Source organism: Streptomyces sp. MMCC 100, assembly GCF_041538145.2.
GTDB lineage: Bacteria > Actinomycetota > Actinomycetes > Streptomycetales > Streptomycetaceae > Streptomyces.
Genome location: NZ_JBGORK020000001.1, coordinates 5023927 through 5038751, shown reverse-complemented (window position 1 = coordinate 5038751; position 14825 = coordinate 5023927). Strand labels below are relative to the sequence as shown.

Below are 14825 nucleotides of genomic sequence, written 5' to 3'. Positions count from 1 at the left end.
CCCCGGGCGGCCCGCGTCAGCGCTCCAGTTCCCTGTGCGCCGTCTCCGGCAGCCGCAGGTACACCAGCGAGGACAGCAGGCACAGCACGGCGACGTACCAAGGGAAGAGACCGGAATGCCCCAGGTCCTTGAAGAGCGTGCCCACGTACGGTGCCGTACCGCCGAACAGCGCCACCGTGAGCGAGTAGGGGAAGCCGATGCCGGCCGCCCGCACCCGGGGCGGGAAGACCTCGGCGTTCACGGCGGCGCTGATGGAGGTGAAGCCGGTCAGCAGGACCATCCCGGCGCACTGCACGAGCAGCAGCACGGCGAAGGAGTCGTGCAGGGAATGCAGCAGCGGCACGCTCAGCAGCGCGAACCCCACGCCGAAGAAGAGGAGCAGGGGCCGGCGCCCGAACCGGTCGGAGAGCATGCCGCCGAGCGGCTGGAGCAGCCCGAAGAAGGCCAGCGAGATCGTCCCCGCGAGCAGCGCGTCCGACTTGGCGACGCCCGCGTTGAGTTCGGCGTACGTCGGCAGGTACGACGTCCAGGTGTAGTAGGCGATGGTGCCGCCCGCCGTGATGCCGCAGATCAGCAGGGACTCGCGCGGATGGCGGCGCAGCGCCTCGAACAGGGCCGGCCGCGGCGCCCGTTGCTGTTCGGCGCTGCGGGTCTCCTGGGCGCCCTGCCTGATCCAGAAGCCGACCAGGCTGAGGACGGCGCCGAACACGAAGGGGACCCGCCATCCCCAGCCGTTCATCCGGTCCTCGCTCAGCGTGTCCACCAGCAGTGTCGCGATCCCGGAGGCCACCAGCTGCCCCGCCGTGGTCGAGACGTACTGGAAGCTGGAGAACAGGCCGCGCCGGCCCGGCCCCGCCGACTCGACCAGGAACGTCGTGGAGGCCGCGAACTCGCCGCCCACCGAAAGCCCCTGGAGCAGCCGCGCCAGGACCAGCACCACCGGGGCCAGCACGCCGGCCGCCGCGTATGTCGGGGTCAGCCCGACCAGCAGACTGCTGCCGCCCATCAGCAAAATGGTGACGGTCAGCGCGGCCCGCCGCCCCCGCCGGTCCGCGATCGCGCCCATCAGCAGCCCGCCGACGGGCCGCATGAAGAAGCCCACCGCGAACACGGCGAACGTCGACAGCAGCGGCACCAGCGAGTTGTCGGCGCTCTTCGGGAAGACCTGGTCCGCGATGTAGGTGGCCAGGAAGGTGTAGGCGTACCAGTCGTACCACTCCACGGCGTTGCCGACGGAGGCGGCGAGGAGCTGGCGCAGAGGGTGAGCAGGGCGGGTCGTGGTCGTGATGGTCTCTGTCATGATCCTGACCCATTCCCAGGAAAATCCCTGCTCACGCGCGGGTCGAGGCACTCGACCCGCAGCCGCTGGCCACCTTGAGCCGCCGCCGTCGACCGGCGGCGTCGTTTGGTGCGGCCGACATCCAGATCCATAATCACGGGCGCTGAGTCAGCAAAAGGTCAGCATGAGCCCGAGGTCAGTACATTGCCATCCACCTTCAAGCAGCTCGCTCGCGGTATGGGCACGTTCGACAAGACGTGCAGCTGCAAGCGCCCCACCCAATGCCAACACCCCTACTTCATCCGGTACCGCGACGCCGGCGGCCACCAGCGCGAAGAGAGCGGCTTCCGAACCCAGGACGACGCCAAGGACCGACTCGTCGCGCTGTACGCGCAGAAGTCGAAGACACCCGCGTCCAAAGCCGAGCTCATCCGCCACTACGGGCAGATGCGGTTCGAGAACTTCGTCGGGGATTACATGGGGCGGCAGCGTCGGCTGTCGTACGGCACGGTGTACGAGTACGAGCGCCTTGCCCGCAACCACCTGATTCCGGAGCTTGGAACAAGGCGCGTAGAGACCTTCACTCCGCTGGTGGTGGAGAACTTTTTGACGACCATGGACCGCCTGGGCACACCGGACCCCACGCAGTTCAAGGTCTTCGTCCTCTTGAAGACGCTATTGCTCGACGCCCACCGGAAGGGTGCGATCGAGGGGCACCCGCTCCAGGACGTCGACGCGCCGCAGTACGAGGCCGAGCGGGCGGTCGTTCCCACCAAGGAGCAGGTGATCGCGATAAAGACGGCGGCCGCCAGCGATCGCTTCTCGATGTTCATCGACATGATGGCGGGCTGCGGACTGCGCAATGGCGAGGCGCTGGCGCTGAACGTGAACAACATCGTGGCCGACGATGTCTACCGCGTCACGGAGCAGGTCCACTACCGCACGAAGAAGCTCGAAAAGCTCAAGCATCGCAAGCCGGGGGAGTTCCGTGAAGTCCCGCTGCCCCGGAGCATCAGGGAGTCGATCGAGCGCTTCGTTGAGAAGCACGGTACGACCGAGGACGGCTACGTCCTGCAGGGGACTCGGGGGAAGCACATGAACCACGGCACGATCAACGCCATCTGGTACCGCAAGCTGCCGGGCAAGAAGGTGTTCATCCCAAGGGGCATGACGATCTACGGGAACCGGCACTTCTTCGCGTCGAACTGCCTGGCGCACAACATCCCCATCACTGATGTCGCGGACTGGATGGGCCACAAGAGCATCGAGGTCACGTTCCGGATTTACCGGCATCTGATGCCGGCCTCGATCGGCAGGGCGGCAAGGCTCCTTGACCGGGGGCTGCACGACCTCGCTGCCTGAGAGTGTGACGAGTCGAGGACCGACCACAGGCTTCAGGCCCGAACCCCGCGCGGGGTTCGGGCCTGTGAGGGGCTTTGCAGGTCATTCGAGTCGCTGTTGCAGCACCCAGGACTTCACCTCTGACCGCTTGTACTGAACCTTGGCGTTGCGTCCGCGCCCGAACTTGTACGGCGACAGCCCTTGTTTCGGTGCTTCGCGGTAGACCCACGTCACAGACATGTTCAGGTAGTCGGCAGTCTCTTTGACGTTCATGAACTCGGCAGTCATCTGGCGTCTCCCAGTTGTCGACGTCGGCCCGCGATAAGCGGGCCGGTGCGCAACAGTGCCGAATGAGGGCGGCTTGGGTCGGCCGGAGAAAGCTGCTACAGAGCTTCAGTGTCTCGATGACCTTGCTGAAGTTCCCTTGGGTCTCGGCCACCTGTGGGCGGACCAGCCGGGCCGGGATGAGGAGGGCTAATAGGGTAGCGAGGGGTGACTCTCCGTGGCGCCCGCCCGGGCGGGCGGCAGATCAACGCCAGGACACTCACGGAGTCAGTCATAAGCATAAGTCACACCGCCTCAGTCGGGGCTACCCGATCCTTGCGGAATCCGCTACGAAAAGACTGGCAGTCGTAGCTGGAGCCGACGCGGCCCATGCTGCGGCGGATGCCATGCCGGCGTCACACCTCGAAGCCCGGCTTTACGTCAACGCCCTGGAACGCGCGCCCTGTAGGAGCTGAAGGACAGACTACCTGCTGGTCATCATCCGCATCCGGCCATGAGCCTCAACACACCGTGTTGGGGCCCACGCCCTGCGAAGAGTGAGGATCTCCCATGCGGTACGTACGTTTTATCAAGGGCGCCGTCACTGTCGTTGTCGCCACAGCAGCCTGTCACACCCTCATGTCCGCCGGCTTCGCTTCGGCAGGCGACGAGGCGGCCGGAAGCGACGACGCGTTCGCCGGCATCTTCGAGTTCCTGCTCACCACCGCCGCTTCCTGGGCTCTCATGCCGCTACTGCTGTGGGCCGGCATGCGGATGATGGGCGAGACCAGTAACGTCGCACTGGTGATCGTCGATGGGCTGGTCTGGCTAGGACTGTCCGGGTACTACATCGATGACATCGACCGCGCGGGCGGGCACATGCCAGCCCTGGCCCTCGCCGCATACATCCTTCTCGGGACGGGGCTGGCCGGGTCCGGCCCGGACCGGCGCACCTGAAATCCGAGCCGTGTCCCCGCTCTGGGAGATCACCCGCCGCGCACGCCGCCCGGACACGTGCGGATCGCGGTCCCGTGGTGTTGCCGACCACACCGGGCGCAGCCCGGCACCATTCGTTGACCACCGCTCCTTCGGCAAGGAGCAGGCCGGAGGTGCGCAGCCATTCGGTGTTGGGGATGTCGCCGACGGCGGAGACGACGACTTCGGCGGTGAGGGCGTGGCCGTCAGGCGTGGTGACGCCACTGACCGGGCTGCTGGTCAGGGTGACTCCGTGGGGGCGAGGACGAAGTCGACACCGGCCTTGGTGGCGGCTGCCGTGATGATGTCGGCCCGGTCGTTGGCGTACTGCTCCCGGTTGCCCGGGGTGCCCGCCACCAACAGGCCGCCGTTCCAGCGGTCGGGCAGCCGGATGACGAATTGGGCGTCGTGATTCCAGCCGTGGTTGGTGTTGGTGGTGGAGCTGTCGGGGAAGTAGCCGTCGACCTGGATGCCGGGCACGCCCTCCGGCACGGACAGGTCCTTGGGAGTCAGGCCGGACCAGTCGGCCGGGTCCGTGTGACCGGAGGCCACGGTGCCCGCCGTGGTCAGCTCGTTCAAGCAGTCGGCCTGCTGGTGGGCGGCGCCCGGCACCCGCAGGCGGGACTGCTGGGCGCAGTGCCGGTCCGCGTCGTCGGAGGCGGCCGGATGGGCGGTGGCCGACGAGGGGAGCAGGGCCGCGGCGGCGGCCAGAGCGAGGGCACCGACCGCGGTGCGTCGTCTCGGGCGCCGGGGGACGCCGTCGGGCAGGGGCATGGAGATCCTTCAGAGTCGTCGGGTGGACGGCCTGGAGGCTAGGCGGGGAGCGGTGCCAAGGAGCATGTGCGCGCCCGCCATGACGGACGGGCCGTTCGAGTGGCCTGCCGCCATGGCGGGCGTTCAGCCGCGGGCGCCGCGTCAGGGGGAGGTTCCGTCCGCGACGGTGAAGTAGCCGGCGGGCGACTCCTTCAGAATGTGAGTGACGAAGGTGTTGTACAGAGACTTGCTCTGCCCCATGCTCTGGCCAGAGCCACCGGCATGGATGCAGCCGCCTCTGGGCGTGGCCCGACCCGCCCGCACATGGGCGCAGTTACTGGCGGTCCTGCAGGTGGCCGAGGCGTCGGTGGTGGCCAGCCCGGTCGGAGCGGGCAGCGCACGGGCTGGGGCTCGGAGTCCTCCAGGCCGAAGAACTTCGTGATCCGGTAGCTGGAGCAGATCGATTCCAGGAAGTAGGCGGCGCCGGTGCTGCCGCACTGCTGGGGGCCGCTGTCCGGATCGACCGGGATGCCGTGCCGATGTCGGGGACGCGGCAGACCTCGACGGCCACCGAGCCGTCCCCGGCCAGGTACTCCGCGTGCAACTGGCCCGGGTGGCACCGAAGCCCGTGACTCTGGTCAGGCCGACCGCCGCGTGCGCGCTCGGCACCGGGCGCACGCCGCTGCGAGCGCGAGGGCCACGACGGCCATCAGACGGGACAGCAGGGTACGCCACACTCGTCCTGGCGGGCGTGGCAACGGACCGGCGGGCGACGCGCAAGTGAGCGGGTCGGCGGGGAGTCGGCTCCCGTGCTGGCCCATGGCGCCGCCCATGCCCTTGACCGTCGCTCCTCGGATCGTCCAGTAGGGCAGCGCGGAATCGGACAACGAAGCTCCGGGCAGGACCGTCACCGCCTCCTGGTCCGCGGCCGGTCCTGGTCGGCCGGATTCGAGGTCAGGATCGGAAGCCGCGTATCCGGTGCTGCATGACGCGGTAGGGCCATCCGGCGTCCGTCTTCCACTGGCTGACCGACAGATGCAGGTCGTCCAACGTGGAGCCCGGAATGATGTAGCCGCCGTACAGTTGAGCGACGTGGGACGGGTCCTCCTGGCCCCACTGCCCTCCGTGGATCAGGGTGCGGCGGTGCGCGGTGTGGAGGTTGGACGTGGGGTAGTCCAGCGGCCACCGCCGACCGGGAGCTGCGCGCCAAGGCCGCCCTTTTCGCCGAGCTGGGCGTCGAGGTGCACCTGTGCGGGGACGTGACGCTGTAGTGCGTGCGAGGACCGCGAGTCGGGGCTGCTCCCGCGTTGTCCCCGGTGCACACTTTGCGGCCGGAGAGCTGTGAGCTGACAAGCGTACGGAGCGCGCTCATCCTGCCCTGTCCTGCAGGAATTCGGTGAGCGCCGTGCCTGGACGGAAGGTGGCCGTTTCACCGTCCATACGGAAGCTGCCGAAGCTGCCGAGAAGAACGGTCTCGCGTCTGTTCAGCGCCTCAGCGATCGAGCCCGGGTGTTCCACGGTGCCGAAGAGCGAGTCGAGGACTCGCTCGACGTCGGCGGAGGTCAGCTGCCCGCCCTCGTCCCCGTTCGCCGCTGCGTTGGTGGTTGTCTCGACCAGCTGCTTCTTGTCCATGCGTCCTGCCCGGCAGTCGGAAATGGGGGTTGGTGACGCCACGATGGCGGCAGTCGGCGGTTGGCGCACCTCTTGATCGGTGAACGGAGGAACGAGGGCCGGGCGCCGGCGCGGGGGCCGCAGCTTCGCGGACCCGTTGACCGTTTGGCCGCGCACGGCTCGCTGACCCGCAGCAGCGGGAATGCAATGAGGGTGAGCCAACCCCCACAGCAGAAGGTGAGTCGGTCATGCTGGTCAAGAAGCTCCATGAGTCAGGGATCCGCGCCGAGCACGCGTATGCGGCCGGTTTCGCCTCCATCGGCCTGTCAGTGATCACCTGGTGCACCTCTCTGCGCGTGGAGAAGAAGGGAGAAGAGCGCGCCGACCGCTGGGGCATCTTCGTGGGGGAATGGGCTCCCACCTTCTTCGCCATCGGTCTGGCTCTGTCGACTTACGAGGACTAACGCCCGTAACCGCCCTCACAGCAGGCGCGGCGGCACCGGCTCACGTATTGAGCAGCCAGATGGAGAGGTTGAGCGCGGCGGCGAACACGACCCACGCCGTGTACGGCAGGAGCAGAACGGCGGCGGCACGCTGCCGCCGGCCGAAGGCGGCGACGGTGGCCGTCAGGGCCACGAGCAGGAGACAGATGTCGACGAAGGCGAGTCCGTAGGCGTCGGCAGCGAAGAACAAGGGAGTCCAGGCGAGGTTCAGGGCGAGCTGGACGGACCACAACGTCATCGCCACCGCATGCCCGCCTGCCGAGCGACGCAGTACGAGCCAGCCGGCGACGGCGATCGTGCCGTAGAGCACGGTCCACACAGGCCCGAAGAGCCATCCCGGGGGAGCCCAGGACGGTTTGGCGAGCGCCCGGTAGGTCTGGCCGGCGTCGGCGGCGGCGAGGCCACCTACCGCGGCCACCGCGTAACACGCCGCGAGCAGCAGGACCAGCGTCGGCCAGCCCGCGCGCGGTGGGCCGGTCGCCTCGTTCACGTGGTCGCCCGACGGTTCGGCCATGGTTTCCCTCCGGAGGTCTGGGTTGAGCCACACCGGTGACATCTGATGCGAAGGGTCCCGTCGAAGGACCCTGGAAGAACAAGAGGCTGCTTGTCTGAAGGTCCCAACATCAGACCGCAAGGAGCACCAGCGTGCCGTCAGAGCGTTCGGACCTCACCTACACCGTGCCCGGAATGAGCACGCGGGACAGTCAGCAGATCATCGGGATGCTGCAGATGCGTCTGCACTCCCTCAACGACCTCCACCTCACTCTCAAGCACATTCACTGGAACGTCGTCGGACCGCACTTCATCGCCGTGCACGAGATGCTCGACCCGCAGGTCGACAAGGTGCGTGGCATGACCGACGACATCGCCGAGCGGATCTCGACCCTGGGCGGCGAGCCGAATGGCACTCCTGGCGCGCTGGTGAACGAGCGGACGTGGAACGACTACTCCATCGGCCGCGCCGAGTCGATCGAGCATCTCGGTGCTCTCGACCTGGTGTACACGGCCGTGATCCAGGACCACCGCGAGGCCATGCAGGCCACCGAAACCTCCGACCCCGTCACCCAGGACATGCTCATCGAGCAGCTGCGCGGACTGGAACTCTTCCAGTGGTTCGTCCGCGCCCACCTCGAGTCCAGCGGAGGCAGGCTCAGCACGCGCGGCGCCACCACGGAGACCGCGGCCGCCGGTCAGGCCGCCGATCAGGCTCGCGATCAGCCCTGACCTGCAACCACCGGACGAGCAGGAGGCCGGCGACCAGAACGAGTACGAGGAAGACCTCGCGCGTTCTGGTGCCGGCCGTCCGCTTGCGCCGGGCGCCGCAGATCCTCCCGGCGCCGGACCGGCGGTCAGCCTGCACTCTGGGGTGTGGAAGCCTGCCGGCCTCAGGAGACAGTTCCTGGTGGATGCGCTGCCATACCCGCTCGGGCGGAGGTGTCGGCAGATCCGACGCCTCGGTGCCTCGCGCGGCAGCCACGACGCGGGTCATCAGTGTGAGTTCCTCGCGGCAGCGCGGGCACGACGCGACGTGCCCGAGGGCGCTGACGTCCTCGTCGCTGCTTGCGTGGCCGAGTGCCAGTTCCACGAGGTGTGACGGCTCCACGTGGGTCACGGTGCCCTCCTGCATCTCGGGCTTTGTCGTCTCTGCGGATACGAGCCGGGTTCAGGGGACGGAGTGCCGTCACTTCCGCACCGGCTCGGCCGTGACGACGAGGTTCGCGAGGTAGCCTCCCGCCTCGGGTTCGAACGGGGGCGCACAAGTGATCAGCGTGAGGACCGGGTCGCCGGTCCCTCGGAACACGGAGGCGGGCAGCTCGTCCTTGGGCACGGTGGTGCGGGAGACGACGCGGTAGACCACCGGCGCTGCCTCCTGTCGGCGCACCTCGACGCGGTTGCCGCGCTGTACCTCGTAGAGTGCGGCGAATTCGCCGAGAGCACCCGTTTCGCTGTCCACGTGTCCGACGAGCACGGCCGATCCCCGGGGGCTTCCCGGGGCCGGGCCGTAGCGGTACCAGCCGGCCACGGAGGGGTCGTCGGGGATGGTCACGGCTCCCCGTTCGGTCACGCCGACCGGCCGCACGCGGGCGTCGAGACCCGCATCGCGGACCTGCACCTGTTCGGGAGGTGCATCCGGAGCCGGGTCGACCCGTGACTCCGGTCTGCCGGAGGCAGGGGCTGTGGCCGCCCGTCGTTCCGACGGCGCGCTTCCGAAGTCGGTCGGTGCCGAGGTGGACTCGGACGGCTGCTCCGCAATGCCGAGGACGGCTGCCAGAGCGGCAGCCGCCATCGTCAGTCCGGTCAGTCGCCGTGCCGTCTCAGCCACGCCGGCCTGCGACTCGACGGGCCACCAGGACGCCGGTCACCGTGATGGCTCCGGCCGCGGCGGCCCAGGCCAGCCACTGGTCGGAGGAGTTCTGGGTGACTGCGGCACCGCTGCCGCCCGCGTGTACGGCGTTGGGCATGGATTCCATGCCGCTGAACGTCTGGGTGGCCAGGGCCAGGTTCTTGTCCTCGGCGCTGCCCCAGGCGTAGACGACGTTGCTCGTTCCTTCCTTGAGGTTCAGGTCCGTCGGACCGATGGCCACGGTGTCCGTGCCGGCGAGGACGACATCGGCGTTCACGGTGCTCGCGTCGACAGTGGCGCTGTCCTGGTCGGGGTTGGTCAGGCCGGTGAAGACAGGCTGTCCTCCGGCCCGTACGTCCACGGCGGGCGCGGCCGCGACATGGCGGACCGTCAGGCGTGCCTTGCCGGCGTCCACCTTGGAGACGTCGTTGGTGAACGCCGTCAGCTGGGGATCGCCGTCGGCGGAGAGATGGGCGGCGACCGTGGCGTTGCCGCCTTCGGGTACCTTCACCTCCTTCTCGAGGGCCGGTGTGCCGTCAGGGCCCTGGCCCGCTTCGAAGATCTGGATGTCGTAGGTACCGGCGTCCAGGGACTGCGGGTCGGTCACCGTGCCGGGCTCGAAGTCGCTGAGCAGCTCGTCGCCGTTGGCGTAGACGTCGACCGTCATTCCGGGGATGCCGTGGAAGACGGAGACCATGGCTTTGTCCTGCGCCTGGGCGGGAGCCGCCATGACGGGTGCGGTGACACCGAGTGCCAGGGCGCAGGCGCCGGCCGACGCGGCGACGGCGATGTGGGTGCGGGAGGTCATGGGGATCATCCCTTCGACTGGAGCCTTCGCGGACTGCGAAGCCTCGGTTGTGTTTCGGAGGTCCGGGGTGCCATGGATGCGCGCTCGTGAGATCGGTCCATCGGTGCGGTCACGTGTCCGCGCCGTGCGCGCTTCCCTGGTCGATCACCAGACGCAGCCGGTGCAGGCCCCGGCGGGCGTGGCTCTTGACCGTCCCCAGCGGGACACCGGTGCGTTCCGAGATCTGGACCTGGGTGAGGTCCTCGTAGAAGGCCATGCACAGCACTTCCCGCTGGGCGTGCGGCAGCTGGGACAGGGCTTTGACGAGCAGTACGCGGTCCAGTACGTCGTCAGGTGCGGCCTGTACGGAGTGGGTGGGCGTGGCGTCGTGCGCGGCCGAGTCGGCAAGGGCCAGACGCCTTGTCCGGGCGGCCAGAGCGTCGACGATCTTGCGGCGGGTGATCCCGACCAGCCAGGCGCCGAGTGCGCCCCGCTCCGGTCGGAATCCGCGCCGACCGCGCCAGGCACCGACGAAGACCTGCTGGGTCACGTCCTCGGCCTCGTGGGTGTCGCCGAGGGAGCGGGTGGCCATGGTGTGGACGAGTGCGCTCCAGTGCCGGTAGATGGCCGCGAACGCTTCCTCGTCGGCGGCGACGAGGCCACGGGCCAGGGTCTCCTCGTACCGCGTTTCCTCCACGGGCGGGGCGAGGTCGGTGGTCGGTCGCGCGTTTGCGTACATGGCCTGACTCCTTCTGCCGTGCGCGTGCTTTCAGTCTTGGACGCACAAACGACGCAGGCAACATGCATCGTTTGTGCGTCGTACAGTGAAGGTATGAGCGCGAATGCCGAAGAGGGCGAGGACCGTGACGGCGCGGGCGGGCGGCAGGCCGGCGGGCTGTCCACCGGCGAGGTGGCCCGGCGTCTGGGGGTGGCCCCCACCACCGTCCGTACGTGGGACCGCCGCTACGGTCTCGGCCCCGAGGCGCACACGGGCGGTCGGCACCGCCGCTGGACCACGGGGGACGTGGCGCGGCTGGAGCGGATGTGTGCATGGACGGCGGCCGGAGTGCCGCCGGCCGAGGCCGCGCGCCTGGCGCGCAGCGAGGAGCCGCTGTCGGCGGATTCTCGAAGAGAGCCGACCGACGGGGCACCGCAGTCGCCGGCCCCTGCCCGCAGCCGGGCGGGGAGCGGGCTGCGGCTCGGCGACGTACGGCAGGAGTGCAGGGGGATCGCCCGGGCCGCCCTGCGCCTCGACGCCGCCGCACTGGACGAACTGCTGCGCACCGCGATCGCCGAGCACGGACTGGTCGCCGCCTGGACCGAGGTGATGGTGCCGACGCTGCAGGCCGTCGGCCGCAAGTGGGAGACATCGGGGGAGAGGTACGTCGAGGTCGAGCACTTCCTTTCCTGGCACGTCTCCGGAGCGCTGCGGCGCACCGCGCCCACCACGGTCGCCGATCGTCCCGGAGCCACCACGGTGCTCGCCTGCGTGCCGGGGGAGAACCACACACTGCCGCTGGAAGTGCTGTCCGCCGCGCTGACTGAGAGGAGGGTCCCGGTGCGGATGTTCGGCGGTGCCCTGCCCGTAGAGTCGCTCGTCGCCGCGGTGCGCAGGACTGGACCGGCCGTAGTGGGGCTGTGGGCGCAGTCCCGTACCACCGCCAGCAGGCCGCTGGCCCAGCATGTGGCCGGCCTGGAGTGGGGCGTGCGCGGGGCTCGTCGCAGGCCGGTCGTCCTGACCCTCGGGCCGGGCTGGGCAGGTCAGACGGTGGCCGGCCTGGCGCGTCCGGCGGGACTCGGCGAGGCCGTCGCCACCGTGGAGTCGGTGGTCGCTCAGTGACGTCTCGTCGTCGAGCGCACTCGGGCCCTGGGGCCTGGCCAGGTGCCCTGCGCCGGCATGTTACTCGCGGTCGCCGACTGGCCTCCCAGCGTAGATCGGCACCGGCTTCGGCCGCCGCGTCGGCCATGGCGCGGGGGAGTGCGTGCATGCCGTCCTTCGGGAACCAGACGCGGCATGGTCAGCACCGTGGGACCGGTGTCCATCTCGTAGCCGCCCGGACCCGTTTCCCGTTCGGCCACGGTGACCCGTCGGCCCGCGCCCAGCAGATGGAGGGCACAGGCCAGTCCGGACAGTCCGGCACCCACCACGAGGACATGGCCGGCCGGCCCCGGCACCCGCTTCACGCGACCTCCTCCGCGCGGCGCGGAGACATGCCCGTCGCGCGCTGGACCAGCGCGGCGAACTCGTGCCGTACGGCCGGATGCGTGCCGACGCGATCGAAGTGCCCCAGGCTCAGGTCCGTCAGCTCCTCGATCTTCGCCTCCACCAGGTCTCGGGCGCCGGTGCGCTCCAAGGCGGTCCGCATCCGCTGCACTGCGTATTCGGACCCCGGGTCCGCGTCCGGAGCCAGCGCCTCGGCGGCCTGGTGATCATCGGCGGCGTCGGCGAGTTGGAGGGCGACGGCGAGGAGGTAGGTGAGCTTGCGGGAGCGCAGGTCGTCGTCGGCCGGTTTGCCGGTCAGCGCCGGGTCTCCGAAGGCGCCGAGGAGGTCGTCACGGAGCTGGAAGGCCAGCCCGGCGCAACGGCCGGCCGCCCGCAGTGCGTCCAGCACGTGCTCGTCGGCTCCGGCCAGCGCGGCACCCAGCGCGAGAGGCCGCGCGACGGTGTACAAGGCGCTCTTCAAGGTGGCGATGGCCAGCGCCTCGTCGACACCGGAAGCACGAGCCGCTTGGGCGTGCAGGTCGCGGTACTGTCCGGCGACCATCTCGGTGCGCATCTCCCGCCACTCCTCGTACAGGCGCCGGCCGTGGGGTGCGCCGAGTGCCGTCTCCGTCAGCAGGTCGTCCGCCCAGGCCAGGGCCAGGTCACCGGCGAGCACGGCGGCGGATGTTCCGAACGACTCCGCGGAGCCGTGCATGCCCGCGGCCCAGTGCCTGCGCGCGAGTTGCACGTGCATGGCCGGTGCGCCTCTGCGCTGCACGGATCCGTCCATCACGTCGTCGTGCACGAGGGCGCACGCTTGCAGCAGTTCCAGGGCGGCCCCCGTCCGCAGGACGGCGGTGGCGTCACCCGATCCGCCCGCAGCGCGCCAGCCGCAGTACGTGAACGCCGTGCGCAACCGTTTGCCACTCCGCTCGACAAGCGCGGCCAGGCGGTCGGCCAGCTCCTGGGCGAAGACAGGATCAACGGCGCGGGAATGGTGCAGGCGTTCGTCAAGGATCTGCTCGAGAACGGTGCCGACGGCATCCGTCGCGTGGGTCGCGGTGAGGGGATCGCCGGCAGGTTCGGCCGACGGGGCCACCAGCGATGGCAGTCCAGGCATGCACAACCCCTTCTCACTCTCGGTCGTCCGCACGTCAGTGCTTCCGCCGAGTGCCCTGATACGGATGCGCTGATTCCTGCCCGGTACGGCGCCGGTGCCCGGCGGACTCACCCCAGTGGCCCATCGGCACGGAGTTCATGGCGGTGTGTCACCTCGCGCGTGCTCCTGCTCGCGTACCTCCGTGAGGTCTGTGAGCCGGTCGAGTTGCCGCATCGGCTGTGCGACGCGCTGGTTGCGGGCCAGCTGCTTCCGGTGCCGGTCGAGGAAGGCCCAGTAACCGGCGGTGTACGGGCACGCGTGCTCGCCGGTCCGGTCGCCCGGCCGGTAGGCGCAGGGGCCGCACAGGTCGCTCATGCGGTTCACGTAGGCGCCGCCCGACGTGTAGGGCTTGGTCGTCATCCGGCCGCCGTCGGCGTACTGGGACATGCCGACGACGTTGGGGAGCATCACCCAGTCGTAGCCGTCCACGAAGCAGCGGTGGAACCAGTCCGTGACGGCGGCGGGGTCCCAGCCACGCTGGAGTGCGTGGCTTCCGAGGATCATCAGCCGGGGGATGTGGTGCGTCCATCCGGTGTCGCGCACCTGGGCCAGGACGGTGTGCAGGCAGTTGGCCCGGACGGCGTCCGCGTCCAGGTCGTTCCACCAGTCGGGCAGGGGCGCGGTGTGCCGAAGCTCGTTGGAGCGCCGGTAGTCCTCACCGAAGTACCAGTACAGCTGCCAGACGTACTCGCGCCAGCCGGCGATCTGCCGCACGAAGCCCTCCACGCTGTTCAGCGGCGCCCGGCCCGCACGCCACGCCTTCTCGGCCTCCTCGACGCACTCCGCGGGGTCGAGCAGGCCGAGGTTCAGGGAGGAGGAGAGCAGGCTGTGGCTCATGACGGGGTCGGCGGCGAGCATGGCGTCCTCGTACGGTCCGAACATGGCGAGCCGGTGCTCGACGAAGCGTCGCAGCGCCCGTCGCGCCTCCGCGCGGGTCGCGGGGAACAGGCGCGGCCCGTCCCGTCCGACGAAGGAGACGTCCCCGTCGCGCTCCCAGCGGTCGAGGTCGTGGCGGACCTCCTCGTCGATGTCGTCCTCGCGGGGCCGGTAAGGACTGCCGACCTGGAGGACGGAGGTGTCGCGGGGCGGGGGTTCCCGGTTGTCGTGGTCGAGGTTCCACCGGCCTGTCGCGGGCTGATCGCCGTCCATGAGCAGGCCGTGTCCGCGACGGACCCAGTGGTAGAAGTCCTCCTGTCGCAGGCGCTTGTCGCCGTGGCCGTCCGCCCAGGTGGCGAAGTCCGCCATCGGCACGAGAAAGCCTCGCGCGGGACCCACCGTCACCTGGGGCAGGGCACGCACGAAACGGAGGGCCGCGTGCGAGGTGGGGTGGTGGACGCCGACGGGGCGCCCACGTGTCGCGCGGTCCAGTCCCTGCCGGTAGGTGTCGGCACGCATGTATGTGACGCGGTCGCCGAGTTCGGCCGCGCGGTGGCGCATCGCGGACAGCACGAGGTGGGCCTTGGCCCGGTGCAATCGTCGCCGCCGGAAGACGGAGCGCGCCTCGACCATGAGCAACGGCGTGTCGCGCCCGGGTCCCTCTTCGCCCGGGGTGAGGAAGTGGGGGCCGAGTTGGTCGCCGAAGAGCCAGTGCACGACGGGTGTCTCC

General features: G+C 69.7%; 14 protein-coding genes and 2 pseudogenes. 5 read left to right on the top strand and 11 right to left on the bottom strand.

The features are described 5' to 3' along the window. Positions 1 to 16: 16 nt before the first annotated feature. Positions 17 to 1300 carry an MFS transporter gene (locus ABS735_RS23640; RefSeq protein WP_373900574.1) on the bottom strand — a complete coding sequence of 428 codons (1284 nt, stop codon included), beginning with the start codon at positions 1298 to 1300 and terminating at the stop codon, positions 17 to 19. A 216-nt stretch (positions 1301 to 1516) separates the two neighbouring features. On the opposite strand from ABS735_RS23640, the gene ABS735_RS23635 reads away from it, so the two are divergent. Continuing rightward, a complete protein-coding gene (locus ABS735_RS23635) occupies positions 1517 to 2641 on the top strand; it encodes a tyrosine-type recombinase/integrase (protein ID WP_373900575.1) in 1125 nt (374 codons plus the stop codon). An 81-nt stretch (positions 2642 to 2722) separates the two neighbouring features. Here the strand turns inward: ABS735_RS23635 and ABS735_RS23630 are convergent, their stop codons facing one another. After that, positions 2723 to 2908: a helix-turn-helix domain-containing protein gene (locus ABS735_RS23630; RefSeq protein WP_373900576.1), complete on the bottom strand. Its 186-nt coding sequence runs from the start codon at positions 2906 to 2908 to the stop codon at positions 2723 to 2725. Positions 2909 to 3454: 546 nt separating this feature from the next. On the opposite strand from ABS735_RS23630, the gene ABS735_RS23625 reads away from it, so the two are divergent. Continuing rightward, positions 3455 to 3841 carry a hypothetical protein gene (locus tag ABS735_RS23625; protein WP_373900577.1) on the top strand — a complete coding sequence of 129 codons (387 nt, stop codon included), beginning with the start codon at positions 3455 to 3457 and terminating at the stop codon, positions 3839 to 3841. A gap of 327 nt (positions 3842 to 4168) precedes the next feature. Here the strand turns inward: ABS735_RS23625 and ABS735_RS23620 are convergent. Continuing rightward, positions 4169 to 4633: pseudogene (locus ABS735_RS23620) on the bottom strand (tannase/feruloyl esterase family alpha/beta hydrolase); the annotation flags it as partial. Between the two features lie 1347 nt (positions 4634 to 5980). Continuing rightward, a complete protein-coding gene (locus tag ABS735_RS23615) occupies positions 5981 to 6244 on the bottom strand; it encodes an HU family DNA-binding protein (protein WP_373900578.1) in 264 nt (87 codons plus the stop codon). Positions 6245 to 6471: 227 nt separating this feature from the next. Here ABS735_RS23615 and ABS735_RS23610 point away from each other — a divergent pair, with 227 nt between their 5' ends. Beyond that, positions 6472 to 6687 carry a hypothetical protein gene (locus ABS735_RS23610; protein WP_373900579.1) on the top strand — a complete coding sequence of 72 codons (216 nt, stop codon included), beginning with the start codon at positions 6472 to 6474 and terminating at the stop codon, positions 6685 to 6687. 40 nt (positions 6688 to 6727) lie between these two features. Here the strand turns inward: ABS735_RS23610 and ABS735_RS23605 are convergent, their stop codons facing one another. Further along, positions 6728 to 7240 (bottom strand): TspO/MBR family protein, encoded by a 513-nt coding sequence (locus ABS735_RS23605; protein ID WP_373900580.1) that lies wholly within the window; start codon positions 7238 to 7240, stop codon positions 6728 to 6730. Positions 7241 to 7371: 131 nt separating this feature from the next. On the opposite strand from ABS735_RS23605, the gene ABS735_RS23600 reads away from it, so the two are divergent. After that, a complete protein-coding gene (locus ABS735_RS23600; protein ID WP_373900582.1) occupies positions 7372 to 7950 on the top strand; it encodes a Dps family protein in 579 nt (192 codons plus the stop codon). A 457-nt stretch (positions 7951 to 8407) separates the two neighbouring features. On the opposite strand, the gene ABS735_RS23595 is transcribed toward ABS735_RS23600, so the two are convergent. The 3 genes from ABS735_RS23595 to ABS735_RS23585 all read right to left on the bottom strand — a co-directional run bounded on the left by ABS735_RS23595 (position 8408) and on the right by ABS735_RS23585 (position 10596). Beyond that, positions 8408 to 8773: a class F sortase gene (locus ABS735_RS23595; protein ID WP_476755848.1), complete on the bottom strand. Its 366-nt coding sequence runs from the start codon at positions 8771 to 8773 to the stop codon at positions 8408 to 8410. A gap of 268 nt (positions 8774 to 9041) precedes the next feature. After that, positions 9042 to 9878 (bottom strand): DUF4397 domain-containing protein, encoded by an 837-nt coding sequence (locus tag ABS735_RS23590; protein WP_373900584.1) that lies wholly within the window; start codon positions 9876 to 9878, stop codon positions 9042 to 9044. A 109-nt stretch (positions 9879 to 9987) separates the two neighbouring features. Further along, a complete protein-coding gene (locus ABS735_RS23585; RefSeq protein WP_373900585.1) occupies positions 9988 to 10596 on the bottom strand; it encodes an RNA polymerase sigma factor in 609 nt (202 codons plus the stop codon). 93 nt (positions 10597 to 10689) lie between these two features. Here ABS735_RS23585 and ABS735_RS23580 point away from each other — a divergent pair, with 93 nt between their 5' ends. Next, positions 10690 to 11697 carry a MerR family transcriptional regulator gene (locus ABS735_RS23580; RefSeq protein WP_373900586.1) on the top strand — a complete coding sequence of 336 codons (1008 nt, stop codon included), beginning with the start codon at positions 10690 to 10692 and terminating at the stop codon, positions 11695 to 11697. A gap of 155 nt (positions 11698 to 11852) precedes the next feature. Here the strand turns inward: ABS735_RS23580 and ABS735_RS23575 are convergent. The 3 genes and pseudogenes from ABS735_RS23575 to ABS735_RS23565 all read right to left on the bottom strand — a co-directional run. Next, positions 11853 to 12041 (bottom strand): annotated as a pseudogene (locus ABS735_RS23575) (FAD-dependent oxidoreductase); the annotation flags it as partial. Further along, entirely contained in the window at positions 12038 to 13180 is a 1143-nt protein-coding gene (locus tag ABS735_RS23570; protein WP_373900587.1) for a polyprenyl synthetase family protein, read from the bottom strand. The pseudogene ABS735_RS23575 and the gene ABS735_RS23570, both read right to left, overlap by 4 nt. A 135-nt stretch (positions 13181 to 13315) precedes the next feature. Beyond that, entirely contained in the window at positions 13316 to 14812 is a 1497-nt protein-coding gene (locus ABS735_RS23565) for a cryptochrome/photolyase family protein (protein WP_373900588.1), read from the bottom strand. Between the last annotated feature and the right edge of the window lie 13 nt (positions 14813 to 14825).

Bases quoted from the DNA above. Each gene is read 5' to 3' on its own strand.
- ABS735_RS23640 (WP_373900574.1), bottom strand. From the start codon at position 1,300: ATGACAGAGACCATCACGACCACGACCCGCCCTGCTCACCCTCTGCGC.
- ABS735_RS23635 (WP_373900575.1), top strand. From the start codon at position 1,517: ATGGGCACGTTCGACAAGACGTGCAGCTGCAAGCGCCCCACCCAATGC.
- ABS735_RS23630 (WP_373900576.1), bottom strand. From the start codon at position 2,908: ATGACTGCCGAGTTCATGAACGTCAAAGAGACTGCCGACTACCTGAAC.
- ABS735_RS23625 (WP_373900577.1), top strand. From the start codon at position 3,455: ATGCGGTACGTACGTTTTATCAAGGGCGCCGTCACTGTCGTTGTCGCC.
- ABS735_RS23615 (WP_373900578.1), bottom strand. From the start codon at position 6,244: ATGGACAAGAAGCAGCTGGTCGAGACAACCACCAACGCAGCGGCGAAC.
- ABS735_RS23610 (WP_373900579.1), top strand. From the start codon at position 6,472: ATGCTGGTCAAGAAGCTCCATGAGTCAGGGATCCGCGCCGAGCACGCG.
- ABS735_RS23605 (WP_373900580.1), bottom strand. From the start codon at position 7,240: ATGGCCGAACCGTCGGGCGACCACGTGAACGAGGCGACCGGCCCACCG.
- ABS735_RS23590 (WP_373900584.1), bottom strand. From the start codon at position 9,878: ATGACCTCCCGCACCCACATCGCCGTCGCCGCGTCGGCCGGCGCCTGC.
- ABS735_RS23585 (WP_373900585.1), bottom strand. From the start codon at position 10,596: ATGTACGCAAACGCGCGACCGACCACCGACCTCGCCCCGCCCGTGGAG.
- ABS735_RS23580 (WP_373900586.1), top strand. From the start codon at position 10,690: ATGAGCGCGAATGCCGAAGAGGGCGAGGACCGTGACGGCGCGGGCGGG.
- ABS735_RS23570 (WP_373900587.1), bottom strand. From the start codon at position 13,180: ATGCCTGGACTGCCATCGCTGGTGGCCCCGTCGGCCGAACCTGCCGGC.